Origin of the sequence: Streptomyces lateritius (assembly GCF_014649715.1) — a bacterium.
Lineage (GTDB): Bacteria > Actinomycetota > Actinomycetes > Streptomycetales > Streptomycetaceae > Streptomyces > Streptomyces lateritius.
In genome coordinates this window covers 33,279-58,388 of record NZ_BMTO01000022.1, presented here as the reverse complement: position 1 = coordinate 58,388, position 25,110 = coordinate 33,279, and the positions used below count along the sequence as shown (strand labels likewise).

At 68.6% G+C, this 25,110-nt stretch carries 23 protein-coding genes and 3 pseudogenes; 13 read left to right on the top strand and 13 right to left on the bottom strand.

The genetic code is table 11. The features are described from left to right. Positions 1 to 64 precede the first annotated feature (64 nt). The gene (locus IE136_RS32710) at positions 65 to 730 is read right to left on the bottom strand and encodes a DUF998 domain-containing protein (RefSeq protein WP_189602240.1); all 666 of its coding nucleotides are present in this window, start codon (positions 728 to 730) and stop codon (positions 65 to 67) included. A 746-nt stretch (positions 731 to 1,476) separates the two neighbouring features. Continuing rightward, the gene (locus IE136_RS32705; RefSeq protein WP_189602238.1) at positions 1,477 to 1,848 is read right to left on the bottom strand and encodes a hypothetical protein; all 372 of its coding nucleotides are present in this window, start codon (positions 1,846 to 1,848) and stop codon (positions 1,477 to 1,479) included. Between the two features lie 47 nt (positions 1,849 to 1,895). On the opposite strand from IE136_RS32705, the gene IE136_RS32700 reads away from it, so the two are divergent. Continuing rightward, on the top strand, positions 1,896 to 2,987 hold the full coding sequence (locus tag IE136_RS32700) for an IS630 family transposase (protein ID WP_189602236.1): 1,092 nt from the start codon (positions 1,896 to 1,898) through the stop codon (positions 2,985 to 2,987). Here the strand turns inward: IE136_RS32700 and IE136_RS32695 are convergent. Next, a complete protein-coding gene (locus IE136_RS32695; RefSeq protein WP_189602235.1) occupies positions 2,984 to 3,598 on the bottom strand; it encodes a hypothetical protein in 615 nt (204 codons plus the stop codon). The genes IE136_RS32700 and IE136_RS32695 overlap by 4 nt on opposite strands. Before the next feature lie 63 nt (positions 3,599 to 3,661). Here IE136_RS32695 and IE136_RS32690 point away from each other — a divergent pair, with 63 nt between their 5' ends. Further along, a complete protein-coding gene (locus IE136_RS32690; RefSeq protein ID WP_189602233.1) occupies positions 3,662 to 4,075 on the top strand; it encodes a MerR family transcriptional regulator in 414 nt (137 codons plus the stop codon). Positions 4,076 to 4,139: 64 nt separating this feature from the next. Here IE136_RS32690 and IE136_RS32685 read toward each other — a convergent pair whose 3' ends face one another. Both IE136_RS32685 and IE136_RS32680 read right to left on the bottom strand, forming a co-directional pair. After that, complete coding sequence (locus IE136_RS32685) at positions 4,140 to 4,280, bottom strand: hypothetical protein (RefSeq protein ID WP_189602231.1); 141 nt, start codon at positions 4,278 to 4,280, stop codon at positions 4,140 to 4,142. Between the two features lie 22 nt (positions 4,281 to 4,302). Next, a complete protein-coding gene (locus IE136_RS32680; protein ID WP_189602229.1) occupies positions 4,303 to 5,136 on the bottom strand; it encodes an NAD(P)H-binding protein in 834 nt (277 codons plus the stop codon). An 83-nt stretch (positions 5,137 to 5,219) separates the two neighbouring features. Here IE136_RS32680 and IE136_RS32675 point away from each other — a divergent pair, with 83 nt between their 5' ends. Then, the gene (locus IE136_RS32675) at positions 5,220 to 5,405 is read left to right on the top strand and encodes a hypothetical protein (RefSeq protein WP_189602227.1); all 186 of its coding nucleotides are present in this window, start codon (positions 5,220 to 5,222) and stop codon (positions 5,403 to 5,405) included. 9 nt (positions 5,406 to 5,414) lie between these two features. On the opposite strand, the gene IE136_RS32670 is transcribed toward IE136_RS32675, so the two are convergent. From IE136_RS32670 to IE136_RS36910, 3 genes and pseudogenes are all read right to left on the bottom strand, one after another. Continuing rightward, positions 5,415 to 5,825: a DUF3224 domain-containing protein gene (locus IE136_RS32670; protein ID WP_189602225.1), complete on the bottom strand. Its 411-nt coding sequence runs from the start codon at positions 5,823 to 5,825 to the stop codon at positions 5,415 to 5,417. A 193-nt stretch (positions 5,826 to 6,018) separates the two neighbouring features. After that, positions 6,019 to 6,675, bottom strand: coding sequence for a response regulator transcription factor (locus IE136_RS32665; protein WP_189602223.1), 657 nt, complete (start codon positions 6,673 to 6,675; stop codon positions 6,019 to 6,021). A gap of 85 nt (positions 6,676 to 6,760) precedes the next feature. Further along, positions 6,761 to 7,261: pseudogene (locus IE136_RS36910) on the bottom strand (sensor histidine kinase); the annotation flags it as partial. Here IE136_RS36910 and IE136_RS36635 point away from each other — a divergent pair. The 4 genes from IE136_RS36635 to IE136_RS32640 all read left to right on the top strand — a co-directional run bounded on the left by IE136_RS36635 (position 7,232) and on the right by IE136_RS32640 (position 11,122). Beyond that, positions 7,232 to 8,950 carry an SDR family NAD(P)-dependent oxidoreductase gene (locus tag IE136_RS36635; protein ID WP_308432508.1) on the top strand — a complete coding sequence of 573 codons (1,719 nt, stop codon included), beginning with the start codon at positions 7,232 to 7,234 and terminating at the stop codon, positions 8,948 to 8,950. The pseudogene IE136_RS36910 and the gene IE136_RS36635 overlap by 30 nt on opposite strands. A gap of 169 nt (positions 8,951 to 9,119) precedes the next feature. Further along, positions 9,120 to 9,746, top strand: coding sequence for an NAD(P)H-dependent oxidoreductase (locus IE136_RS32650; RefSeq protein ID WP_189602219.1), 627 nt, complete (start codon positions 9,120 to 9,122; stop codon positions 9,744 to 9,746). 294 nt (positions 9,747 to 10,040) lie between these two features. After that, positions 10,041 to 10,244, top strand: a complete 204-nt coding sequence (locus tag IE136_RS36905; RefSeq protein ID WP_444545726.1) for a transposase — start codon at positions 10,041 to 10,043, stop codon at positions 10,242 to 10,244. Positions 10,245 to 10,423: 179 nt separating this feature from the next. Further along, positions 10,424 to 11,122 carry a hypothetical protein gene (locus IE136_RS32640; RefSeq protein ID WP_189602217.1) on the top strand — a complete coding sequence of 233 codons (699 nt, stop codon included), beginning with the start codon at positions 10,424 to 10,426 and terminating at the stop codon, positions 11,120 to 11,122. 162 nt (positions 11,123 to 11,284) lie between these two features. Here the strand turns inward: IE136_RS32640 and IE136_RS32635 are convergent, their stop codons facing one another. Beyond that, positions 11,285 to 11,905: a TetR/AcrR family transcriptional regulator gene (locus tag IE136_RS32635; protein WP_189602215.1), complete on the bottom strand. Its 621-nt coding sequence runs from the start codon at positions 11,903 to 11,905 to the stop codon at positions 11,285 to 11,287. A gap of 311 nt (positions 11,906 to 12,216) precedes the next feature. Between IE136_RS32635 and IE136_RS32630 the strand changes: the two genes are divergently transcribed. From IE136_RS32630 to IE136_RS32620, 3 genes and pseudogenes are all read left to right on the top strand, one after another. Continuing rightward, on the top strand, positions 12,217 to 12,810 hold the full coding sequence (locus IE136_RS32630; protein WP_189602275.1) for an isochorismatase family protein: 594 nt from the start codon (positions 12,217 to 12,219) through the stop codon (positions 12,808 to 12,810). A gap of 185 nt (positions 12,811 to 12,995) precedes the next feature. Continuing rightward, positions 12,996 to 13,949, top strand: a pseudogene (locus IE136_RS32625) (helicase associated domain-containing protein); the annotation flags it as partial. Between the two features lie 639 nt (positions 13,950 to 14,588). Beyond that, positions 14,589 to 16,625 (top strand): fibronectin type III domain-containing protein, encoded by a 2,037-nt coding sequence (locus IE136_RS32620; protein ID WP_189602213.1) that lies wholly within the window; start codon positions 14,589 to 14,591, stop codon positions 16,623 to 16,625. Between the two features lie 451 nt (positions 16,626 to 17,076). Here IE136_RS32620 and IE136_RS32615 read toward each other — a convergent pair whose 3' ends face one another. Beyond that, positions 17,077 to 17,583 (bottom strand): DUF6624 domain-containing protein, encoded by a 507-nt coding sequence (locus IE136_RS32615; protein WP_189602211.1) that lies wholly within the window; start codon positions 17,581 to 17,583, stop codon positions 17,077 to 17,079. 312 nt (positions 17,584 to 17,895) lie between these two features. Continuing rightward, a pseudogene (locus tag IE136_RS36900) lies at positions 17,896 to 18,003 on the bottom strand (IS5/IS1182 family transposase); the annotation flags it as partial. Between the two features lie 321 nt (positions 18,004 to 18,324). Between IE136_RS36900 and IE136_RS32605 the strand changes: the two are divergent. Then, entirely contained in the window at positions 18,325 to 18,711 is a 387-nt protein-coding gene (locus IE136_RS32605; RefSeq protein ID WP_189602209.1) for a hypothetical protein, read from the top strand. A gap of 376 nt (positions 18,712 to 19,087) precedes the next feature. Here IE136_RS32605 and IE136_RS36630 read toward each other — a convergent pair whose 3' ends face one another. Continuing rightward, positions 19,088 to 19,444: an Hsp20/alpha crystallin family protein gene (locus tag IE136_RS36630; protein WP_308432507.1), complete on the bottom strand. Its 357-nt coding sequence runs from the start codon at positions 19,442 to 19,444 to the stop codon at positions 19,088 to 19,090. Between the two features lie 1,293 nt (positions 19,445 to 20,737). Between IE136_RS36630 and IE136_RS32595 the strand changes: the two genes are divergently transcribed. Next, on the top strand, positions 20,738 to 21,319 hold the full coding sequence (locus IE136_RS32595) for a carbonic anhydrase (protein WP_189602207.1): 582 nt from the start codon (positions 20,738 to 20,740) through the stop codon (positions 21,317 to 21,319). 17 nt (positions 21,320 to 21,336) lie between these two features. Continuing rightward, positions 21,337 to 22,899 carry a SulP family inorganic anion transporter gene (locus tag IE136_RS32590; RefSeq protein ID WP_189602205.1) on the top strand — a complete coding sequence of 521 codons (1,563 nt, stop codon included), beginning with the start codon at positions 21,337 to 21,339 and terminating at the stop codon, positions 22,897 to 22,899. A gap of 553 nt (positions 22,900 to 23,452) precedes the next feature. Here the strand turns inward: IE136_RS32590 and IE136_RS32585 are convergent. Continuing rightward, positions 23,453 to 25,090, bottom strand: a complete 1,638-nt coding sequence (locus tag IE136_RS32585; protein WP_189602203.1) for a flavin-containing monooxygenase — start codon at positions 25,088 to 25,090, stop codon at positions 23,453 to 23,455. Positions 25,091 to 25,110: the final 20 nt, after the last annotated feature.

Sequence of the window (25,110 nt, the reverse complement as noted above, 5' to 3'; positions counted from 1 at the left end):
GCAGCATCAGCACTCCCTCGCGGCACAACGACCATGTCCGAGCCAGCGGAGAAACGCCAGGTGCTCACTCGCCTGCGTGCGGCCGCGCGGGGGCTTGGGCTGTGATCGGTGCGCATTCTTGTACGTACCGGCCGAGTACGCCGAGCATGGTCACCTCACTGCCGAGCAGCAGGCGTTCGACCAAGCCGATCAGCTCCCGGCCACCGGGGCCCGCCGAGTAGGCCATCAGCGCGGCCCCGATCAGGGCGATCCACGACAGGACGCGCAGCCATCGAACTGTTCGCACCGCATGCGGTTCGGCGGAGAGCCGCCGGGCGAGAAGGAGCCCGGCGGCCGGGAGTGCGGCGAACGCCGCGATGGAGGCATAGCGGTGCACGTACGCGGACCCGCTCAACTGTGTGGTCAGCGGATCGGTCGGCACCACAGCCGCGACCACGAGTCCCAGGCCCCAGACGGTCAGCAGGGCTGAGGGAAGACCGCGCACGGGCACGCATCGCCCCCTCGCCACCGTCAGGAGTACCAACGAAACCGCACCCAGCAGGGCCATGGTGGTTTCGATCGGACCACCGCGGTCCAGGGCAGCGAAGTCGCTGACGGTCAGGAAGAACGGACTGAGGTCGGGGTCCGTGTCCGAGGGGGACCACAAGGCTGCGCCCACGGCCAGAGCGACGGCGGTCCAGACTGTCGGGGCGAGTAAGGGGCTGAAGGCGCGGCGTCCTGGTGTGATCATGGTCTGTATTCTCTGGTCCAGCGACCCGGCCAGACTACCGGGTCGCCCCCGAAGCACCCCTGATTCCGACCCCCGACGGGCAGTCAGGGATGACCACGTTGCTGAGTGCGTGTTGGGTCCCCCGTCCGGCTGCGCCTCGTTCTGCCCGGCCCTTGCCACGGGGGAAGAGCGTCTCGCACTCGGTCGCCTCACGGCACAGGACACGGCCCTTATCGGGGTGCTGTGGAGGGTGGGCATGACGCGGGTCAGGAGGAAGTCGAGGAAGAGCTCGGGCCGCGTGCAGGCGGCGAAGTGACCGGCGTCCTCGATCAGGGTGAACTCCTTGACCGGACCTGAACGTCGTCGAATCGGACGCGAGCAGGTGTGTTCACAGGTCGCAGGCGCCCCGGACGACCCAGCTCGGCGTCCCGGCCTACTCCCGAGGAACTGGCCACCGAGAAGCGGATCCTCCAGGGCCGCCCCTGGCCCGAGGGCCCGATCCCCCTCCTCCCCGCCGCCCAGCTCTACGCCCGCGACGTCCCCCTCCCGATGACTCGCCGCTTGGGGCGGGGGACGTGCGGCCCTGATCAGCCGCTGCTGGCGGCGAAGTTCCCGGTCATCGCGTTCGAGCTGCAACAGGTCCAGCAGGAACTGCTACCTCAGGTCCCGGCAGAGTTCGCCGATCGCGGCGTCCTCCGGGTCGCCGGGCAGCAGTATTTTGGTGGCCGGGACCTCGACCGCGTGCTGCTCGGAGGTGGCGGTGGGAATCATGCGCTGGTGCCCTTCTTCGGCGTCGCCGCCGTACTCGTGGTGGTGGCAACCGGCTTGAGCAGCCGGTCGTGCTTGCTCATGTCCGGCAGCCCGGGCCGCAGGTCGGGCGGCAGCCGCTTGGTGCGCAGGGAGATCACCTTGGCTCCGTCGGCGGCGGTGTCCTCACCACCGCAACCGTCGCCGTCATAGTCGAGCGGATCGTCGGCCGGCTCGTCCTCCGGCTCGGTCGCTGCGTTCTCCAGGGCCTTGCGGGCCTCGATGGTCACCAGGTCGGTACTGATCGCGCCGACCTTCAGCACTGTGGACATCCCGGCGACAACCGCCTCGGCGGGCAGGGTCCAGTGCAGCAACAGCACCTCGATCAGCACCTAGTGCCCTACGCCAGAAGTTCAATGAACATTTCTAGACTGTCCGCGTGGCGCGTAGGGGACGGCCGGTGGCCGAGGTGACGTTGACCGACGACGAGCGCCAGACGCTGGTGCGCTGGTCGCGACGGCCGACGTCCGCCCAGGCTCTGGCGCAGCGGTGCCGGATCGTGCTGGGCTGTGCGGAGGGGAAATCGAACCAGCAGGTGGCCGCCGAGCTCGGCATCTGGCCGCAGACGGTGGGCAAGTGGCGTCACCGTTTCCTGGAGTCGCGCCTGGACGGACTGGGCGACGAACCGCGCCCCGGCGCTCCCCGGAAGATCTCCGATGAGCAAGTGGAGGCGGTCGCCGTCGCCACCTTGGAACGCACCCCGAAAGACGCTACACACTGGTCACGCGCGTCGCTGGCGGCCGAGAGTGGACTGTCCAAGTCCACCGTGGGGCGGATCTGGCGCACCTTCGGCCTCAAGCCGCACCAGGTGGACACGTTCAAGTTGTCCAATGCCCCCCAGTTCGTCGACAAGATCCGCGACATCGTGGGCCTCTACCTCGACCGGCCGGAGAAGGCGCTGGTCCTGTGTGTCGATGAGAAGTCCCAGATCCAGGCGCTGGACCGCTCCGCGCCGGTGCTGCCGATGATGCCGGGCATGCCCGAGCGCCGCACCCACGACTACGTCCGCCACGGCATCACCACGCTGTTCGCCGCCCTGGATGTGGCCACCGGCGAGGTGATCGGCTCCATCCACCGCCGCCACCGGGCCGCGGAGTTCAAGAAGTTCCTGGTCAAGCTGGACAAGGAGGTCCCCGCCGGCCTTGACGTCCACCTGATCTGCGACAACTACAGCACCCACAAGGCGCCGACGGTCCGAAAGTGGCTGGAAGCCCACCCCCGCTTCCATATGCACTTCACGCCCACCTACTCATCCTGGCTCAACCAGGTCGAGCGGTGGTTCGGCCTCCTGACCGACAAGAAGATACGGCGCGGAGTCCACAAGAACCTCCAGGCCCTGGAACGCGACATCCGCTCCTGGATCGCCCAGTGGAACGAGGACCCGAAGGCCTTCGTCTGGACGAAGGACGCGGACGAGATCCTGCAGCGCCTCGCCCCATATCTTGATCGAATTCCCGGCGCAGGACGCTAGATCGTCGGAGCGATGGCGCCGAACGGCTCATAAGCAAGAACGTCCGAGTGAGTCGAGTCAGACCATTCTTCGATGACGATGACCTCGATCGGATTTCCGTCCTCGTCGCGGCCGACTCCGAGCGTGGCGCGGACCAGACCCGGCGTTTTTTCGCCGCGCAGCCGGGCTGTCTGCTGTTTCACCAGCGCTTGGACGTCCGCGTCGTCCGTGGCGGGAAGCCGCCGTGTTATCCACTTCTCGGCGACCGCGTCGACGTGCGCAACAACAGCGACAATCTCGGTCAGCGACCGATCCCGCTCGATATCGGGGACCCGGTCGTCGATCGCCGCGCGAGGGATCGACGCGACGTGGTGAACGTAGTGGTCGCGTGCGGCGGCGGTGGTCCATAGCGATTGGAGGAACAGCGTCGGTTCTGCCGGCGAGTGAAGAACCGAGAACTGGATCAGCCCGTCAGACCAGGGCATCGCCTCCAGTGCGCCGCGAGCGGATTTTTTCGCCTCTGCTGCCGTGGGCAACCGCCACCAGCTGTCAATTCGGGCTTTGGCATCATCATGGTGAGTGGCAACGTGTGTTGGCCGCATCGCTCGGGCTTGGTTCTGCTGATCGGTCATGCTTCCATTCTGGATGTTAAACATTTGTTGAAGGCAAGGCCTCGGTGGTGGGAGAGTGCTGTCATGACAGACACCAGGAATCTGACTGATGCGCCGCCGACCGCTGGTCCACGCGAAGCTGGCTTGACTGTTGGCGACGTCGCTCGGGAGTCAGGAGTTGCCACTTCGGCAGTGCGCTTCTATGAGCGGTACGGCGTGATCGAGGCAGAACGAACCAGCGTCAACCACCGGGTTTTTGATCAGTCGGCGGCGTGTCGGATCAAGGTGGCCAAGTTGGCCCAGGGTGTCGGCTTGACCGTTCGCGAGATCGCAGAACTGCTCGCCAACTTGTCCCCTGATCCCCAGCCTGACGACTGGGCCGAGATCGCTTGCGAATTGATGGACGAGGCTGAGCGTCGAGTGGCCGCACTGCGCGGCTACCTGGCGGAGATCACCTCTGCCGGCAAGCTCTGCGAGGTTGTCGACCGGATGAGTTAGCGTCCTGCGCCGGAGTTCGAAGTAGAAGCAGCCTACTTATTAAACGAACTCCCGGCGCAGGACACTAGGTGTCCTCGCGGTCACCGCACTCGGCCTTCGCCGCCGCCCAGAACACCTCGTGCGTCTTGCTGAAGACCCCTTGCGCGCGGGCCTGCGCCAGCGCGGCCGCCCCGGCGAACGCACCGGGCTTGACCAGCAGGATCACCAGGCAGTGATCGAGGATGTCGTCAACGGAAGGCGCCGGCGTTCTCCGAAGCCCACTGCCGGAACGGGCGAGCCGGCGTTCCGGTGACCTGAGAAACCGTGTCGCGCACCATCAGCAGCTCGGGGTTCACGTCTCCACCAGTGACGTCGAGCACCGCGTCCGCGGCCTCGGCCCCGAAGACCGCGACCATCTGCGCGTGGGCCTGCCGACGGCTGATCTCGGCGAAGGGCACCTCCCGACCCAGTACTGCCGCGATGGCCTCGACCTGCTGTCGGGCGGTTATCGGCTCTGGCCCGGTCAAGACATACGTGCGTTTGTGGTGGCCGGGCTCGGTCAGTGCCACCCGTGCCACCGATGCGATGTCCGCGGGGTGGATGGTCGGTAGCGCGGTCTCGGCGTACGGCGCGCGGACGGTCTCGCGGCCGCGGATGGACGCAGCCCACATCAGGGCGTTCGACGCGAACTGCGTCGGCCGCAGGATCGTCCAGGCCATGCCGGTTTCCTTGAGCAGTTGCTCCACCGCCAGGTTCTCGTCGGCGGGGCCGAGGTGCGGGTGGGTCTGGACGGTTATGGACGACACCAGCACGACGTGTTCCACTCCCGCCTGCCGGGCGGCTTCGAGGATGTCGGCGTCCGAGCCCAGACGCGACACAAGAAACAGCGAGCGCACCCCCTTCAGCGCGGGCTTCAACGACGCCGGATCTGCGAAGTCGCCCTCCACGACCTCGACCCCTTGGGGGAAGACGGCTCGTGCGGCGTCACGGGTGAGCCCTCTCAGCGGCCCGACACCGCGTGCGTGCAGCTCCTTCAGCAGGGCACTGCCTATGTTTCCAGTGGCTCCGGTCACGAGGATCACGAGCGTGTCTCCCGTCGCTAGATGATCGAGTGGGCGACACGCTAGAACCTCAATCCTGCTTCAGGTCAAGAAGACGCCCGGCCATGCCCGAGGCTGGGCACGTCCATCCGTACTCGGCTGTGCACGTTCACGTGTACGCCGACACCAGGCAGGCATGGCCGTCGGAGAGCTGGCCGGAGCGGCGGAAGCTGGGCAACATCCCCGACGGCGGCGGCCACCGGATCCGCACCGTCACGGTCGCGGCGATCCGGCTGTGGCTCCGCCTGTGACCTGCTGAGCTACTGGCCGAGGTCGTAATCGAACCAGATCCGATGCGTGCCGTCAGAGTCGATCGCGATGCCCCCGGTCCCTGTAATCCCGGCCAGCTCACCCGTTCCGCTGCCCGGAACGATGATGACGAAGAAGCCGCCTTGCCGTTCTCCACCCGACATCGTGGCGGAGTGCGCGAAGTTGAAGGCCCCCGCCCGCCCATGGAGCACCCCCTCAAACGACTCCATGGCGACATAGGTGCCCGTATTGGTGGGCTGGTCGAACGCGGAGGTGAACAACGTGGTCGCGCGCCCGACAACCTCGCCCTCGAACCGCTTGTCCATCGTGGCGACCCCGACAGGCACCGCGGTCTCAATCGCCGGGCTCGGCACCGAGGCGGGCGTGAAGTCGACGACCTTGAACGTTCCTGAAACTCGCATTCCCGGAGCGTACTGGCCACCACCGACATCAACGCTGCCCAACCCCCTCGTGACCAGCCGCTGGCGGAGTGTGCCTGTGCAGTCCGCGCACCGCCCGCGCAGCTCTGGCCCTCGATGGCGCAGACAGGTGCGTGATGTGGCCGAGCAGCGCTGCGCCGTCTCAGCGTGGCGGCTCTCTCGGAGCAGGGGCGGGTCAGTCCGGAGTGATGCCGGTGAGGACAGCGAGAACGGCGAGACGGATGCGGTTGTCTCGGCCCGTCTTCGCCATCAGGTTCGCCACGTGCGTCTTCACCGTGGTGACCCCAAGATGCAGCCGGTCGGCGATCTCCTTGTTGGACAGGCCCCCGCCGAGCAGGCCGAGTACCTCCCGCTCGCGCGGGGTGATGCCCGGTATCGGGAGGTCCCTAGGGGTGTCGGAAGAGGTGGAACGGGCATGGAGGGCCTGGGCGACGAGGCGGTTAAGGATGTCCCTGCTGAAGGGGGCCTCTCCGTTGGCGGTCCGGCGTACGGCGTCCAGGAGTTCGGCCGGTGGGGTGTCCTTGACGAGGAAACCGCAGGCTCCGGCCGCGAGCACCGGATACAAGTGGTCGTCGTCGTCGAACGTGGTGAGGGCGACGATACGGATGGCAGGGCGCGCCGCCAGGATGCGGCGGGTGGCCGTGATGCCGTCCACGCCGGGCATTCTCAGGTCCATGAGGATGACGTCGGGAGTGAGACGTTCAGCCAGTCGTACTGCCTCCGCTCCGTTGTCCGCCTCGCCCTGGATCTCGATGTCCTGTGCCTGCTCGAAGAGCATGCGCAGCCCCATGCGGACGAGCTGCTGGTCGTCGACGACGAGGATGCGGATCACAGCTGGGCTCCATGTCGGGTGCGGGGGCGGGCAGTTCGGCAGTAAGTCGCCAGCCTCGAGCTGCGGGACCCGCATCCAGTCGGCCGCCGAGCAGGTCCACGCGTTCGCGCATGCCGATCAAGCCGTGTCCGGGTGGGCCCGGGGCTGGCGGCCGGGTTCTTCCGGCTCCGTCGTCGTGGATCGTCACGTGTATGGCGTCATCGGTAACCCGCACGGTCAGCTCGGCGTGTGCGCCGGGCCCAGCGTGCTTGGCCGCGTTGGCCAAGCCCTCCTGGGCCAGGCGGAGGACCGCGAGCGCACGTACCGCGTCGAGTCGTACGAGACGGGGATCCACGGAAGCGGTTACGGCCAGGCCGGTCTGGCGGCTGTGTTCCGCCACCGACTCCAATGCCGCCGGCAGGGCCCCGGACGAGACCAGGGAACCGGTGTCGGGACCGGTACGGTCCGGGGCACGCAGTACAGCCACCAGGTGCCGCAGATCAGTCAGTGCCGCGCCGGCGCTGGAGTGCAGGTCGTCGAGGACGTCGGTGATCCGAGGATCGGTGGTGCTGGTGACATGCCGGGCGACACCAACGCGCAGCACCATGGAGGAGACGTGGTGGGCCACGAGGTCGTGCAACTCGCGTGCGATGGTGGTGCGCTCCGCTGCCCGGGCGGCCAGCAGCTTCTGTTCGGCACGAAGTTCCTGCTGCTCTGTCCGCTGACGGGCGTGAACCGCGGCGTCGCGGGTCACGCGCACGTACGCGCCCAGGAGCAGTGGCAAGCCTGCGACGATGCCCATCTTGTAGAGCACCGGAAGAAGCTCGCCGGGCAGATCCTCAAGACGGTTGAAGGCGACGGCAAGCGCCAGTACCGCCGCCCCGGCGGCCAGGCGGCGCCCGGACTGCCGAACCGCCAGCTCGAAGAGAGTCACGGCGGCCAGCACCTTCAACGAAGAAACGGTGCTCACGCCCAGCGCGTGTGCGGCGACGAGCAGGAGCGACTGCGCCAGGAGCGCGCCGAACGCCCACTTACCTGCGGCCAGGCACACCACGAGTCCGGCTGCGGCAAAGCCCCAGTCCTGTGCTCCGGACGGCCGCTGCAGCAGCAGGAAGTCGCCGATCAGGATGCCGGCGAGCGCAAAGACCCGTATGACGGCGAATCTCCTGTCGAACGCAAGCTCGATCCAAGATCGGTTCACGCGGCCCACGATAGACGGGCGCCTGTGCGCCTGGGGTCCTTCCATGGGAGGAGGGCGACTCCTCCTGCCGGCCGCGATGTCCGGCCCGAGGACGGAGTCGTGTGCCCGGAGCGGGCTGCCAGTGTGGTCGTCATGGATGCGAATGCGAACACTGACACAAGTACCAACGAGAGTGCGGGTCCTGCGGGCATGGGGCGGCGGCCCCTCCTCGGTGGTGCTGCCGCCCTGGCCCTGGCGAGCGCGGCCTCCGGCACCACCGCCCATGCCGTCGGCGCCCAGTCCAGGTCCCGCACCAAGGCCGGCCGCTTCCAGGGAAAGTCGGTCCTCATCACGGGTGCCACATCGGGTATCGGCAGGGCGGCGGCGAAGGCGTTCGCCGGGGAGGGTGCCCATGTCGGCTTCTGCGGCAGGCGAGCCGACTTGGGGCGCCAGGTGGAACGCGAGATACGGGACGCGGGCGGCGAAGCCACGTACATCCAGGCCGACGTCCGGATAGCCGCCCAGGTACAGAGCTTCGTGGACCGGGTCGCGAGCCGTTACGGCGGCATCGACGTGGCCTTCAACAACGCCGGCATCGGCAGCGGCAAACTACCCCATGAGATGAGCGTCGAGGAGTGGGACGACGTCCAGGCCACCAACGCCCGAGGCGTGTTCCTCGCGATCAAGTACGAGATCCCGCACATGCTCAGGGCGCAGCGCGGCGTCATCATCTGCACCTCGTCGTCAGCAGCCGAACAGGCGCGGCCGAACGGCGCCGCCTACACCGCGAGCAAGCGGGCGGTGCAGGGCATGGTGAAATCCGCAGCGCTCGCGTACGGACCCAAGGGAATCAGGATCAACGCCCTGCTGCCCGGCACCACCGACACCCCCTTCGTCCGCCCGCCGGGAATCCCGGATGCGGAATGGACCAAGTACAAACAGGCATGGGGGCCGCTCAACGTCGATGGGCTCGAGCGGATGGCCGAGGCTGAGGAGATCGCGCGCGCAGTGCTCGGGCTCGCGTCCGACGACTTCCCCTATATGACGGGTGCGTCGGTCACCGTGGACGGCGGAAGCACCGCGGGCCGGAGAATGATCCAGCCGAGCGGTACCTGAGGTTGGGCCCTTACACTTGCCGATCTTGGTCGGCAGTTCGAGGTGGTCTCCGCACCGGCCTCGTCGGCAAAGGGGATACGGATAATGGTGAGTAGGCGCCTTGTGGCGCTCTAGTGTCTGGCTCCCATCCGACGGGGCGCCGACGTCGTCTGTGTCGACTGGGGGAACCATGCGCGTAGCGGTTTATCTTGCTCACCCGCGTCCGGGGAGCTTCAACCACGCCGTGTTCGACGCCGTGGTTGAAGAGCTGCGTGAGGGAGGAGCCGAGGTGGTGACGCACGACCTCTACGCGGAAGGGTTCCCGGCCCTGCTCTCCGCCGACGAGACGGGGACGGTCGAATCGGCAGGGCACTCCCACGACGCGCAGCTGACGCTGCACCGGGAAGAGCTGTCCACTTTGGACGCCATGGTGTTCGTGCACCCGAACTGGTGGGGTATGCCGCCCGCTGTCCTCACGGGTTGGGTGCAGCGGGTCCTGGCGCCGGGGGTCGCGTACAAGCTGGAGACGGCGGAGGGCGAACCCGCCGGGTTGCTGAAGGCCGGCCGAGCCCTCGTGCTGAACACCTCCGATACTCCCGCCGACCGGGAGGAGAGCGAATTCGGTGATCCACTGCAGAGTGTCTGGGCGGCATGCGTGCTGCCGTACGTGGGAGTCTCCGACGTACGCAGGGTCGTCTTCCGCACCGTCACCGGCTCGCTCCCCGAAGAACGCGCCACCTGGCTGGCCGACGCACGCGAGCAAGCGGCAGCGCTCCTCCGCCCCGCATGGCAGTCCACGTCACCGATACAGCCCTGATGCCGAGGTAGCGGCGAGACCTCTCGCGACCGGTGCCCATCGGCGGGTGGTCACATCTGCCGACGGAGCCGACCGCCCGAATCAACCCGCCCACCGTGTGTCCTCACGGGAAGCGCGGGAGCGGTTGTGCAACGAACTTCGTTGACGCCTTCGTGCGTTCGTCGCGTCGCTAGTAGTGCTTGGTCATGTGCCGTCCGTGGTGGCGTGCCTTCTTGAGCGGTCGTGTCGTTGACCGGGTGTGCTGGTGGGGAGTTGGCTGCGGTCCGGTGTGATCTGGAGGACTTCGCGGCGGAGATGTTCGAGCCGTTCGCGCGGGCGGATCAACGCCGGTGGGGCGAGGTCTATCTGCGGGGCCTGCTGCTGGACGGCGGGCGCAAGTCGGTGGAGTCAATTATCTCGACCAGTCACAGCGAGAACCGCGGTCTGCTCCCCCGGACGGGTGGCGCCGCCACCGTCGGCGAACCGCTCCCCTCCCTCCTGTTGTCGCAGGGGTCATGAAGCCGATCGACGAGCAGCACATCGCGGAGCCCGGCCTGGTTGTGCTGGACACACCGGCGGGGACGAGGACACCGTCCGGGCCGTCATGACCGCGCTGGAGGAGCGCTGGGCGACCTCGGGCATCGGCCCGGTGCGTCGGGATCCCGGCGAGCCAGGTGTCCGGGCCCGTATGGCGGGACATGAAGCTGACTACCGGGCCGGGCAGGGTGGAGGCGCTGGCGGAGGAGGCCGTCGTCGCGGCGTGCACGCTGGCCGACGCCGCCGATCCGTCGCGGTGGAGCGCGGGCGCGGGCGCGGTGGAGGACGTGGCCGCCGCCCTAGAGGTCCTGGCCGGCGCCCTGGCCCAGCTCGATCCGGAGTGCGCGGAGATCCTCTCCGTCGTGCCGGTCGCGGCGGCCGCCATCGTCGAGCGCGCCGAACAGGCCGGAGCCGGGACGAGCGAGTCCGTCGGTGGCACAGCTGCGGCCGGGAGAAGAGCGGCGCTGCGCCAGGCGCTCACCGCTCATGGCTTGGTCCGCAATCACGTTCACCAGCTCGGGGCCGTGCTGGTCACGGTGCCGCTGGACGCTCCCGAGGCGCAGGCCCTCGCTGTGCTCCTCAGCCGAGACGACGCCCTCCCCCGGCAGGTGCAGCAGGGGGACCATGACGGCTGGGGGGCTGGGCCGGCGGAGACTGCGGCCGCCGCGCTCGCCGACGCCCTCCGGACCCACTGCACCGGCGCGTACGCACGGGTTCTGACGTCCGGGCAGGTGAGCGCCTGCCTCACCCCCCAGGCGGCCCAGGCGGTGGTCGCGTCCCTCACCGCCCGGCCTGGCGCCGCCTCACGCGGCAAGCGGCGGGGACTCGGCTCCGGCTTCAAGGGCATCGCCGTCCGGTAGTCGGAACTGCTGCACTGGCCTCTCCTACCGTGCTACGTGCGGGAGATACCGCCCTCGTACGGCACCGGCTACCACGACGCTTCAATGAGCTCTCGAACGTGATCGTTAGCAGGTGATCGTCTGCCACGGGCCGGTTCGCGGTGTTCCGGGGTGGTCCGCCCGCTACTCGCCCTGCCCGGTGAGCGTGCCAAGAAGCTGCTGGGCGAGAAGGGTTGCTGTGCCCAGGCGGGGGTCTTCTTCCTCGCCGGTGGCTTTGCCGATGACGGTGTCGCGCAGGGTGGCCGATACGGATGGGTCGGCGTAGGGGTCGGGGAAGGACAGAGCCATGAGGCAGACGCCGACGTTGGCGGACAGGATGGCGTGCCCTGCGGTCTCGATCGGCAGGCGGAGTCGCCCCGCGTTCAGGCAGCGCCCCAGCGCCGCGTGCAGCAGTTCACGGGCCTCGCTGATGCCCTGCGGCTTGCTGCTCCCGGCCGGCGTGAACATCAGCCGGTAGAGGTGAGGGTTGGCCAGGGCGAAGGTGGTGTGGCTGTCCCAGGCGGTTTTCAGGTCGGCCACCGGATCGTCGGTCGTGGGGTTGGCGCGTTTGCTGGCCAGGAACTTCTGGAAGCCGAGGTCGGCTACGGCGGTGAGCAGTCCCTGCTTGTCGCCGAACTGCCGGTAGATCTCCGGCATACCGACCTGGGCTTCGGCGCAGATGTCGCGAGTGGAGATGGCGAGCGCGTCTTTGTCGGCGAGGAGGGTGGTGGCGGCGTCGAGGATGCGCTCTCGTGCGGTGGGCATGCTCTCGATGGTAGTCGCGCTTACGCCTTCCGCCTCGGGTGTGTTAACGATTCTCCCACTTCCCTGGATAGCTGCTTACGTATCATGTTAGCGTCGATAACGTCGGGTGTTCCGGAAGGTTCGGTGTGCCCGCCCACCTGTACCCGAGGGAAGCAGACCATCCGATGCGTGCCCCAATACTCCGCGCCACCGCCGCAGCAGTCGCCCTGTCCGGTGTGGTGCTGCTGTCCGCCTGCTCGTCCGGGACCGACGCGGCCGACGCCAAGCCGACCACCGGGCAGACCGCACCCGCGAAGAAGGAGAACACCGCCGTGGAACGTACGACGCTGCGCCAGCTGAACAAGCTGAACGACTCCGCCCCGTCGCTGAAGGACTCGACCGTCGTGATGGTGGACTACCAGAACACCTACACCCGCGGCGTGATGGAGCTGGATGGCTGGGAGCCCGCGCTGAACGAAGGCGCGAAGCTGCTGGCCGCCGCCCGCAAGGCCGGTGCCCCGGTGATCCACATCCAGAACGACGCCGGTGAGGGCAGCCCGTACGACACGAAGGCCGAGATCGGGAAGATTCACGACAAGGTCGCGCCGGCCGAGGGCGAGCCGGTGATCACTAAGACGAAGGCGCCGAACGCGTTTCTCGACACCGGCCTGGCCGAGGAGCTGGAGAAGGCCGGGAACAAGAACGTGGTGATCGCCGGGTTCATGACCAACATGTGCGTGCAGTTCACCACGGCGGAGGCGTTCCTCCAGGGCTACCAGCCGACCGTGGTCGCGAACGCTTCCGCCACCCGGGGCGTGACCACCACCACCGGCAAGGTGTCCGCCGAGCAGATGCACCAGGGCGCGCTGGCCACCATCACCGACCTGTACGGCGTGGTGGTGCCCGCGGTGGCCGACCTGGCGTAACCGGCACGCCGGAAGCCCTCATTCGCCCCGGTGGGGGTGCGGTCCGTGGACGGACGGACCGCACCCCCACCGGGGTTTCTTTATGTCCAGATTTGGAATAGGTAGTTCCTGTTCAGGGGGTTATGCACGAATCGCACGAAGATCCCGTACTGGGTGGGGTATGTACCTCGTGCGATCCGCGGCTCCTGCGCACCCGGGTCTACCGGCCGGAGTCCCTGGTGCGGCTGGAGGGTTACCAGGACCTGCTGCGGTGGAGGGCGGAGAACGGGATCACCGGCCTTTACGCCGTGCCCTACGACGTCGAGGTCGAAGTCGGCGTCACGAAGGACTTCCCGCTTGGCCGATGGATTCACCAGCAGCGCAAAGCCCTGCGGGCCGGAGAGCTGGAGAAACGGCGCAAGACCCTGCTCGACGCGCCCGAGGCCGGCATGGTCTGGGAGCCAGGCGAAGAAGCCTGGGAGAACAAGCTCGCCATGCTCCGGTCCTACCGGCGAGCCACCGGACACCTCGCACCCCGGCAGGACACGGTATGGGGCGAGGGCGAGGCGATGGTGCCCATCGGACAACACATGGCCAACCTGCGCCGCAAGGGCGGCAAGGGCAAGGGCCCGGAGCGGGCCGCCGTACGCGCGGCGCAGCTGTCGGAGATCGACCCGGACTGGAACTGCCCGTGGCCACTCAACTGGCAGCGCCACTACCGCATCCTCGCGGACCTGGTCGACGCCGACGGCGTCCTGCCGGCCATCGAACCCGGAGTGGTCTTCGAGGGCGATGACCTCGGGCGGTGGCTTCAGCGGCAGAAGAACCCGGTCACCTGGGCCAGCTCCTCCCTGAGCAGCAGGAGCGGCTGTCGAAGCTGGGCGTGCAACCCGCTGAGCCTCCGTCGCCCGCCCCGGCAGCCACGCGCGAAGGGCCCGAACAAGGCACAGCAAGCATTCCAACGCGGACTCGCGGCCCTCACACAATGGATCGAACGGGAAGGCACGGACCGGCCCGTACCGCGGAAAGCGGTGGAGATCCTGCCCGACGGAACCGAGACCAACCTCGGCATCTGGTACAGCAACACAAAAACCAGACGCGACAAACTCACCCAGGAACAACTGGACGCACTACGGAAGCTAGGTATGGAGTGGGCGTGACCGCACCGTCGTCCGGCTGTTGACCCGGACCGGCCCCGTCAGTGCAGCACAGGACCCCAGGACTGAGCGGAGCGCCGACGCGCTGCCGGGGATCGCGCCACAGGTAGTACCAGCGCCCGCTCTCGTCCTTCGCCGGGCAGCCGTTGCTGCGGTAGACGGCCCCGGACTCCTATCTCTGACCCCAGGCGCAAAGTAGCGGTAAGGGCTTCGTGGCCGTGGTCTTCTCTGGTTGGCGAGGCACGGTCTTGGTCTTGTCGAGGTGTCTGTACACCGTCGACCGTGGCAGGCCGAACAAGTCGGCGAACTGCTGGTCCGTCTTCTCCCGCACATCGTAGAGCTGCTGGGCGAGCGGCCAGGTCCTCCGTGAGCTTGGGCCGGCGCCCGCCGACCCGGCCGCGCGCCCGTGCGGAGGCGACCCGTCGTTGGTGTTCGCCACCTGATCGGCTCCTCGCAGACGCGGGCCGGTCGAGCGGAGTGAGGGCCGCACGATCACCTGGACGCCGCGCCGGTACAGCTGACGAACGTCCGTGCAAAAAAATGAGGCGGCGGGGGCAACCCTTCCCCCGCCTCACGGGTCACACAGGCATCACTACCTCCTATGTGTTCCATGTCGGTCCGGAAAGGGCCCCACTCTCTGTGATGACTCGTACCCGCGTGGGAGCGCCGGCCCTGACGGCCGCTCTCGTCACGGCCGGCGGTCTGCTCACCGCCACCCCGGCCTCCGCCGCCTGCGCCTCCCCCGTCTGGACGGCGCAGTACTTCGGCAACGCCACCTTCAGCGGCACGCCCAAGCTGACCGCCTGCGACTCGGCCATCGCCGAGAACTACGGGTCCGGCGACCCGGCCGGCGTCACACTGCCCAACGACAACTTCTCCGTGCGCTGGTCCCTCACCCGGGACTTCGGCTCCGGCGGCCCCTTCCGGCTCTCCGCCGCCACCCAGGACGGCATGCGCGTCTACATCGACGGCGAGCGGAAGATCGACCTGTGGAAGAACGTCTCCACCACCACCCGCAAGACCGTCGACCTGACCCTGTCGGCCGGCAAGCACACGATCCGCGTGGACTACGTCGCATGGACCGGCGTCGCCAACGCCGCCTTCACGTACACCCCGCGCACCGAGGCGACCGTCGACACCGTCAAGCCGCTCGCCCCGACCGGCCTCACCGCCGCGTACGACAAGGCCACCGCCAAGACCACCCTGCGCTGGGCAGCCAACAAGGAGGTGGACCTCGCCGGGTACCGCGTGTACCGCCGGCTGAGCGCCACCAGCTGGGCCAAGGTCAGCGGCAGCTCCCTGCTCACATCCCCGTCGTTCGTCGACGCGCCGCCCGCCACCGGCCAGACCTTCCTCTACGAGGTCCGCGCCGTCGACAAGGCCGGCCGCGAGTCCACCGGCAGCCCCGACGTGATCGCCACCACCGTCGACCGCACCGGCCCGGCCGCCCCCACCAGCCTCACGGTCGTCAGCGACGCCTGGTGGGCCACCCTGAATTGGCAGGCCGTCGGTGACGCCGCGAAGTACGAGGTGTACGCGGCCTCCGCGGCCACCGGTCCGTTCGAGCTGCTGGGCACGACGACCAAGACGTCGTACCAGACCGGCGCCCCCGTGAACGCGAACCAGTACTACCGCATCCGTGGCGTCGACGCGCTCGGCAACACGGGGGCGTATGCCGCAGTCGCCGGCGACGGCGTCGACCGTACGCCGCCGGGGTCCCCGACCGGCCTGAACTCCGTCGCCCGTCCCGGCTACACCGCGGTGTACTGGACGGCGCCCGGCGGCCGCTGGTTCGAGGACTTCGACAACGGCGGGCACTACCGCGTGTACCGCTCGCCCGGCAAGACCTTCGACCCGGCCGCCCGCACCGAGGTGACCTGCGCCGAAGAGGGGAGCAACGAGGCGAGCAACGGGGGCGCGTGCGTCGACCTGGACATGCCCGTGAACACGTACGTGACGTACGCCGTCACGGCGGTGGACCCGGACGGCAACGAGTCGGCGTACTCCGCCCCGCTCGTCGTCCGCACCGGCGACACCGTGGCGCCCGGCCCGGTCACCGGCGTGAAGGTCACCCCGCGCAACGACGGCATGCTGGTGAGCTGGGCCGCCTCGCCCGAGGACGACATCGACGAGTACGTGGTGTGGAAGGGCGTCCGGCAGGACGACGGCACGGTCAAGTGGCTCGGCCCCGATACCTGCTGGGAGGGCACGAGCAACCCGCTCGCGATCCTCTGCGGCAACCTGCCGGACGGCGAGACGCACGTATACGCGATGATGGCCAAGGACCACTGGGGCAACACGCTGCACCCGAGCGATCCGAAGGTCACCGTGATCGAGGCCACCGAGCTCGACGTCAGCCCGTCCGTGCCCGTCACCCGGGACTGGAGCCTCGGCAGTCTGGGCCACAACCGGACGGCCACTCGTCCGTCCGTCGACTGGCAGTGCACCGACACCGCCCGCTGCGCCACGGTCACCGGCTACCGCGTGAGCCGGTGGAACCCGGCGACCAAGGCGTACGAGCCCCAGCACGGCGGACTGCTCCCGGCGGACGCCCGGACGTGGGAGGACGCCACGGCGACGAAGGGGAACACGTACTTCTACACGCTGGAGGCCGTCACGGCCGAGGGCGCCGTGGTGGGGACATACCCCTGGCACACCGTCTTCCTGGACCGCGTTTAGGACCCGCTCCAGGACTGGTCTAGGACCCGCTCGACTCGGTGCCCAGACGGCCGCCTCCTCCGGGGAGGCGGCCGTTTGTGCGACCCGGATGAACCGGATCGCACGAGACCCCGGGGACCTTCTCAAGCCCCGGGCTCTCGAGCTGTCGGCCGGGCCGACTGTTCGGACGACTTTGTGTCCACGCGGAGCTGCAACGCGGGGGTGCATTGCCCTCTCCCTTCCGGCTCGCGCGGGTTCCATCAGGCCAGGAGCGCGACTCTGTCGCACGCTTGGGCTGCAGGGTCCACGTGCCGACCCTCGCCGACCACGGCAGCAAGGAGCTCTGGCTCTTCCTGCGCCGCACGGACGGTGTCCTGCGGTGACCAGCGCGGCCAGCAACATCAGGAGCGGCTTTCACACGTCGGCGGTCCGTACGCGGCCGAGCCGATGGCACGCGACTGGGAGCAGCGCATCAGGCCAGGGAAAACTTGGCAACGTACTCGTCGAAGGGCTCGATGCCGACTTCTGCACGGAGTTCGTTCATGCGCTCGGGCTCTTCACAGGGCCACGGAATCGGTGCCCCGTCCTTCACGCCGGCGATTTGAGTTCCGTAGACCTGCTGGCGGCCCTCATTGACCAGCGTGCGGTCGCGCAGGAAGGCCAGCTCGCGCGGGCTGGCCGAGCCTGCCGACACCGCCTGCTGCATCAGATGGAGGGCGCGCCGCTGAACATCGAGCTGTCGGTCGGCGTGCTGGGCGATCAGCCATGCTGCACGTGCGGCCTCCTCACCGACCAGTTGCGCCGTCGGCCAGCCGTATTCGTCCATGATCTCGCCCAGCCGGTCACCGTGCCGGGCGGTCAGCCGCCGCCAGGCCAGCTGCTCAGCAGGGTCATCGCTGTGCGCGCGGACTGCGGACTGGTGATCGGCCGCAGCCATGTCTGTGAGCTCCACGGCCAGCGCGGCAACGTCGTGCGCCACTCTCAACTCCTCGGTTAAATCATTTCGTTGTGCCTGGTGACCGCAACCCTAAAGGCGCAAATCAGGCGTAAAGATCATTCCGGAGAACGGTGACAGGCACCTCCCGGCACGGGGATAATGGATCTACTCCCGAAGCCAGAGCCGGATCGCTACGACAGTCACGGTGCCGTGGAAGACATAGGCGCACTTGTCGAACCTCGGGGCCACGGTCCGGAAGTTCTTGAGGGCGCTGATCGTCCGTTCGATTCATTCCTTCACTTGTAGATCGTCTTGTCGAAGCCGGTGGGCCGACCGCCGCGTCGCTTGAGCTGTGGGGCATCGCCCCACTGGGCCCGGGGTGATCAGCAGGGCCAGCGGACGGCGCCCGCCCTCTCCGGCGAGATGAATCTTGCAAGTGAGACCGCCCCGGGATCGTCCGAGCCCCTCGTCGGGAGGTGCTGCCAGGGCGTGCCGGATCCGCGATGGCCGCGCTGGCGAGCGCTACCCACGCGCCCTGCACCACCGCACGCCGGTCAGTGACGATTGCCAGTGACTTGAAGCAGCCCCGTGTGTGCCAGGAGTTCTCCGTTCGACAACGCATCGGTGGCTGTGGTTGATCGGTAGGAACGTGCCCTTTGGGATTTGCCATCCGTAGCCCAGGTAGGTCAGCAGTTTGTGGGTCACGTGCGAGTCGCCCCCGAGTCCAAGTGCACCGTGATCCGGTCGGGCAGATGGAAGCCGAAGCGCCCAAGGGCCTCCAAGGTGGGGCGTAACAGCGGCGAGTCGTGCCGGTTGGCGCTGGCGCGCGAACCCGATTGGGAGCCCGCCGCCTTCGACCAGCAACGACCGTTTGATCTCTGTTTCTCCGATCCACGGGCGAAGGCCGGTGTTCTCCCCGCCGCTGGGGGTTTTTACGATGCACTCATCCGCAGCGAGGTTTTTCAGGCCCAGGCCGATGATCTGGTCATAAGCATCCAGCGCGGCCTGGTGCGGGGCTTCGAAGACTCCTGCAGCGATCCGCTCGTCCCGCCGGGACCGCAGCGTGGTCGCGGAGACCTGGTGGTCGGCGTGCTGCTGGTGGGTGCCGCCCAGCACGAGCCGGGCCAGAACCTTGTCGGGCACGGCCCTTCCGGGAGGCGGGGCCGATGACAGCCCAGCGGATGAATTACCTGGCGGCGTGGGATCCGCTTGAAACTGCTCCCATAAAGGGTCGGTGAGGGAGGAAGGCAGGAGGGGCACGTGACCTTCTACCTGGCCGGTGGTGGTCGTGGGCCTGTGCAGGGCTGCGCCCGTCCGGACGGCCGGACGGTCGCAGCCCTGCCCGGGATCACCCGAGCTTTTCCTCCGTCATCGCGGCGAGCATGGAGATCCGCAGTCTAAGCCGGGACCTCGCATCCGTTCTTATCCACGATGCCGCTCGTCATAGGCTCCCTGACCTTGGCGATGCGGAAGCGGGCGCTCAGGCCTCAGGCAGCCAGCCCCAGGCCCGGGCGTAGCGTCGGCGGGCTGGGGCTGGCTGTGGTTGTCAGCTGCTGAGCTGCTTGTGGCGTTCGCCACCGGTGATGGAGATCTTGCGGGGCTTAGCCTGCTCGGCGACCGGAATGCTCAGGCGCGGGACACCGGCGTCGTAGGAGGCGTCGATGCGGTCGGTGTCCAGGGTCTCGCCGAGGAACAGCTGACGGCTGAAGGAGCCGGCCGGCCGCTCGGCGACCACCACCTCGCGCAGCTTGGCCACCAGGACGTCGACGCTCTCATTGACCCGGTCGACCTCGAGGAGCATCGCGGGCACACCCGCGTCCGGGGCGCGCATCTTCAGGTCGGCGTACTGGGTGTAGCCGTTCCCGAGCGCGGTGACAAGGTCCGCCGCGCTCGGGGGTGACAATGGCGCGAGCTAGGGCGAACCTGGTCAAGGGGTCGGTCGGCGGTGCCCGCACCGGTGCGGTGCGGAACATCGGGTGCGGCGCACCAGATGCGTACGAGAGTGCTGCCCATCGCCGGGTGGTGCGCACCGGGCTCGGTGCCGGACATCGCGGTGCGCACCAGAGGGGCGTCCATCGTCACGGTGCGCACCAGAGTGGCATTAACTCAGTGGAGCCCATCGGGTGGGCTCCACTGAGTGGACGATGCCCCGGCATCGTCACCACAACCAGGCACCTGAGTGCCACACCCGGGACAAAGCACGCGCGTCACGGCGCGCGGCCGCGTTACCGATCCGGTTCTGCCCAGACCGGGACGGCGCGACTGCCCGGCGGCCAAGCGGCACCGTCCGGCGTCCCGGAGCCGCCGCCACTGCTTGCGTAGCTCCAGCTTCTTGGCCCAAGGTCGCTTGTTCGGCGCAGAGAAGGTGGGCGGCGGCTTCCACACGAAGTCCCACCCATCTCACCGCCCTGCCCCCGCGACGTCCACTGAATCGTCGGCACGCCGTGCGGGCGTCTGCGCCCGCACCCGTGTCCAGGCCCGACAGACCGCGTCCAACCGCGGCCGCCCGGTCCGACCGTGTCCGCCAAGGGCCGATTCGCGCCAACCATCTGCGGTTTTCAGGCTCTCTTAACCCTCAGAGCGTTGAGTTAACCCTGCAAACGACTTTGCCGGGTAAAGTATTTCTTGACCAGCGTTTGACCAGATGTTGACACGCGCTATGGGTGCGAACTACCGGCAGGGGGGCGCATGTTCCGTGCTATGACGCCCCGGGCGACGACCGGGGACCTGACGTCCGCCCCGTTCGCCTCCGGTTCTTCGCACGCCTCGCGTCCTTCGCATCCGCGCACACCGTCCGCTCTCCAAAGGCCCGGAGTCAGGCCGAAAGTGATCCTGCCGCGAAGGCGTGACGCCCCGGAACATGCTCTACCGGGAAGGTGCTGCGCGACGAGGTCGCCCTCTGCCGCGCCATCGGCCGTTCCCACGGCCTCGGCGGGCCTCCGGCGCACCCGCGACCGGCTCCGCATCGCGGACGCCGTCCCGGGAGCGCCCGCCGGTCCGCCGCTGACACCGAGCCTGTCGGTGATACAGGAAACAGGCCGGTCCGGCGCCGCCACCACCGCGCTCCGAGACCGCCGCCGGCCCGCACCCCGGCGGCGCTCCAGGTCTTCCGCTGCTGAGCAACAGAGAATCCGCCCCGTCCCTGTCATGCAGGCCCGACGCGCCCCCACTGCGCGCCAGGAGGAGTTACCACACCATGCAGTCCCTCATCGACAATGCCCGCACGTTCGGACAGCGCCCTGAGGAGTTCGCCCGCCTCGCCGAAGGGCAGTCCCCCGACGTCCTGTTCATCACCTGCTCCGATTCCCGGGTCGTTCCGGCTCTGATCACAGGTGCCCGGCCCGGCGAGCTGTTCGAGCTGCGGACCGCGGGCAACATCGTCCCGCTGTACGCCTCCGCGCACCCCACCAGCGAGGCGGCCACCATCGAGTACGCGGTGGAGGTGCTGGGGGTGGGGGACATCGTGGTCTGCGGCCACTCCCACTGCGGGGCGGTGGGCGCGCTGGTGCGCGGTGATGACCTGACCCCCGTACCGGCTGTGCGCGAGTGGCTCACGTACGCCGCCGACGAACCCCGGTGCGCCGACAGCGGCGACCCGACGGTGGCCGAGGCGGTGCAGAACCACGTCCTGACCCAGGTGCTGCGGCTGCGCTCGTACCCGTGCGTCGACAAGCGCTTGGCGGACGGCCGGCTGGGACTGCACGCCTGGTACTACGAGGTGCACACCGGAACCGTGCACGCGCACCAGGCGGGGTCCGACACTTTCGAGAGGCTCTGAGGGGACCGGTGACCGCCATGAACGTACTGTCGAAGTTCCCCTACTGGCGGCAGGACTTCACCGCCTCCCTCGTCGTCTTCCTGGTCGCCGTGCCGCTGTGCGTCGGTGTGGCGGTCGCCTCCGGGGTCCCGGCCGAACTGGGCCTGGTCACCGGTATCGTGGGGGGCATCATCACCGGGCTCATGCCCGGCAGCAGCCTCCAGGTGTCCGGGCCCGCCGCCGGCCTGACCGTGCTGGTCTTCGAGGCCGTCAGCGAGTTCGGGGTGTCCGCGCTCGGCGTCATCGTGCTGGTCGCCGGACTGCTCCAGCTCGCCATGGGCTTTTCAAAGGTGGGCCGTTGGTTCCGCGCGATATCCGTCTCCGTCGTCGAGGGCATGCTCTGCGGCATCGGCCTGGTGATCATCGCCGGTCAGATCTACGTGGCGGCCGGCCTGAAGGCGCCCGACACCGGCCTTGGCAAGATCGCAGGGCTGCCAGGAGCGGTCACCGACGCCCTGAGCAGCACCGCGGCCCTCACCTCGCTCGTGATCGGTACGGGAACCATCGCCGTCATCGTGCTGTGGAAGAGGATGCCGAAGGCAGCGCAGGCTGTGCCCGGCGCCCTCGCGGCGGTGCTGTTGGCCACGGTGACCGCGCTCGTCTTCGGGCTGCCGGTCGCCACGGTCGAAGTGGAGGGGCTGCTCGGCGTGATCCAGCCGCCTGGCTCCGGGGCCTTCGGCGAGCTGGCTTCCCCGGCCATCTGGGGCACCATCGTCGCCTTCGCCCTGATCGCCTCCGCGGAGAGCCTGTTCAGCGCCGCCGCGGTGGACCGGCTGCACGACGGCCCGCGCACCCAGTACGACAAGGAGATGATCGCCCAAGGCGCGGGCAACACGATCTGCGGTGCCCTCGGCGCGCTGCCGATGACCGCCGTGATCGTGCGCAGCTCCGCCAACGTCGCGGCGGGTGCGAAGACCAAGGCATCCCGGGTGCTGCACGGCGTATGGCTCCTGCTGTTCGCCGCCGCGCTGCCGTCCGCCCTGGCGCTGATACCGATTCCCGCGCTGGCCGGCATCCTGATCCACGCGGGCTGGAAGCTGATCCCCTTCCGCCAGACCGCGGCGCTGTGGCGTTCCCACCGGGGCGAGGCTCTGATCCTGGCGGTCACGGCCGTCTCCATCGTCGCGGTGAACATGTTCGAGGGCGTGCTGATCGGACTGGCGCTGTCCGTGGTCAAAACCGCCTGGGACGCCTCGCACACCAAGCTGGAGGTCATCGACAAGGGCGCCGGTCCCGTTCAGGTGTACCTGTCGGGCAACGCGACCTTCCTGCGGCTGCCGAAGATCCTCGACAGCCTGGAGGCCCTGCCGCAAGACCGTCCGATCGAGCTGGACCTCACCGGGCTGCACCACTTGGACCACGCCTGCCGCACGGCGCTGGAGAACTGGGCCGAGCGGCACAGCGAGGCCGGTACGGAACCCGTGAAGGTCACCGAAACTGACGTGGTCCCGGCAGCCGTGGGGGTCACCGCGACCCAAAGCGAGTTGCAGAAGGCCGCAGGCGGGACACCTCCCGTGTACAACGGGGGTCCCAGGGGCTGAGCGGAGTGGGAGCCGTCGCTGTACGGCGAGCGCTTCACGAGAGGGGCGCGGTTGCGGCCTGTCCGGCCGTCAGCACGAAGGCACGTGGTCGGTAACGAGGTGGAGTGGGTTGTCGGCCCGCCTCGGGGCCGGCCGATGGCCTGGACGGCGGGTTCGCGGGCCGCGTCCCTCTTTCGCGGACCCGACCGTGTGCGACTCGCGGCCGGGCGCGTTGCACCCGCGCGTGCCCGCGGGAGTGCGTGGCACTCCCGCGACTCGGCGGGCCCGCACAGCCGGATCGGGTCGGCACCCGCACCCGGCACTCCGCCGCCTTGCGTCACCGCCCTCGCAGTCTCAGCCGGAGAAGCGTTCCGTGGAGTGCCGACCTGCCGTCAGCGTGTCTCCCACCGGTTGAGTCAGCAGGATCCGGCCCCCGGACCAGCGACGACGGTCACCGGGAACCGCGCGGCCGGCCCCGACCAGAGCCACGGTGTTCCCCGTTCCGGCGGCCCGCGCCCGGCGGAACCCGGTGAGGCCCGTCACGCAACTGGGTCGGCGCCGCACCCACCCGCGCTCAGGAGGGTGAGGCGGAGAGGACGAAGCCGGTATAGCCGCCCCGGCTCACGGCGTCGCACTCCTCCTGGTACCGGTCCAGTCCGCCGGCATAGGCCAGGAACACTCGGGGTTTGCCCGGAACGTTCGCTCCTGTGTCCCAGGAGTCCACCGCCGGGTAGAGCGTTCGGGCGGCGAGCTCTGCCACCCGCGTGCCCCACTCCGCCTCGGCTCTCGGGGTAGCGTCGATCTCCGTGAGCCCACGCTCCCGAAGGTGGGCGATGCAGTCGGTGATCCACTCGACCTGCTGTTCCAGGGACACCGCGATGTTGGTGAGCACGGACGGGCTGAGCGGTCCCAGGACGGTGAAGAGGTTGGGGAAGCCGGACGAGACGAGTCCCAGATAGTTCCGGGGGCCGTCCGCCCACTTCGTACGGAGGCTCACCCCGCCCTTGCCCACGATGTCGATGGCGAGCTGGGAGCCGGTCAGGGCGTCGAAGCCGGTGGCGAGGACGATCGTGTCGACAATGTGCTCCCCTTCCGAGGTCCGGATGCCCCGGGGTGTGATGGTCTCGATCGGTGTCATACGGAGGTCCACCAGCGTCACGTGCGGCAGGTTGTAGGTGGCGTAATAGCCGGTGCCCAGGCACGGCCGCTTGGTCGCGAAGGGGAACGTGCGCGGGGAGAGCAGTTCGGCTGTCGCCGGATCGGTGACGATCGACCGGATCTTGGACCGGATGAATTCGGCCGCGGTCTCGTTGGCCGTCTCGTCGGTCAGGATGTCGGTGTAGGTGCGCAGCAGTCCGTTCAGCAGGCCTGAGTCCCAGGCTGCCTCGTAGGACGCCATGCGCTCCGCCTCGTCCGCCTCCAGGGCCGACCGGGTCGGTGGCTCGAAGACGGTTCCTCCCCTGGACGACCGCTGGGCTTGCCTGAACTGCGGGTAGTGGGCCTTGAGTTCCTCGACCTCCACGGTACGCAGCGGGCGATTGTGGGCCGGGAGCACGTAGGCCGGGGTGCGCTGGAAGACGGTGAGGGCGGCCGCCTCGGCGGCGATAATGGGGATGGCCTGGACACCGGAGCACCCGGTGCCGATCACGGCGACCCGCCGGCCGGTGAAGGAGACGCCCTCGTGCGGCCACTGGGCGGTGTGGTGGATCTGGCCCGTGAAACTGTCGGCGCCCGGTATCTCCGGGGCTTTGGGGGCCGACATGCAGCCCGTCGCCAGGATGACAAACCGGGCGGTGACAACCCGTGCGGTGTTCGTGGAGACCCGCCAGAAGTGTCTGTCCTCGTCGTACACGGCGCGGGTGACCCGGGTGCCCAGTACGACGTCCCCGCGCAGGTCGAACCGGTCCGCCACGTGGTGGATGTACCGCAGGATCTCCGGTTGGGGGGCGTACCGTTCGCTCCATTCCCACTCCTGGTCCAGCTCCGGGGAGAAGGAGTAGGAGTAGGACATGCTCTCTATGTCGCAGCGGGCCCCGGGGTACCGGTTCCAGTACCAGGTTCCGCCGATGTCGTCACCGGCCTCGAAGACCACCGCCGTCAGGCCGAGCTCACGCAGCCGGTGTAGCTGGTAGAGACCGGAGAGTCCGGCCCCGACGACGACGGCATCGACCGAGCGAGGGGCGGAGGGCGGGCCGGGGGTGGTGGTAACCATCGGGGTTCTCCTTGTTCTTC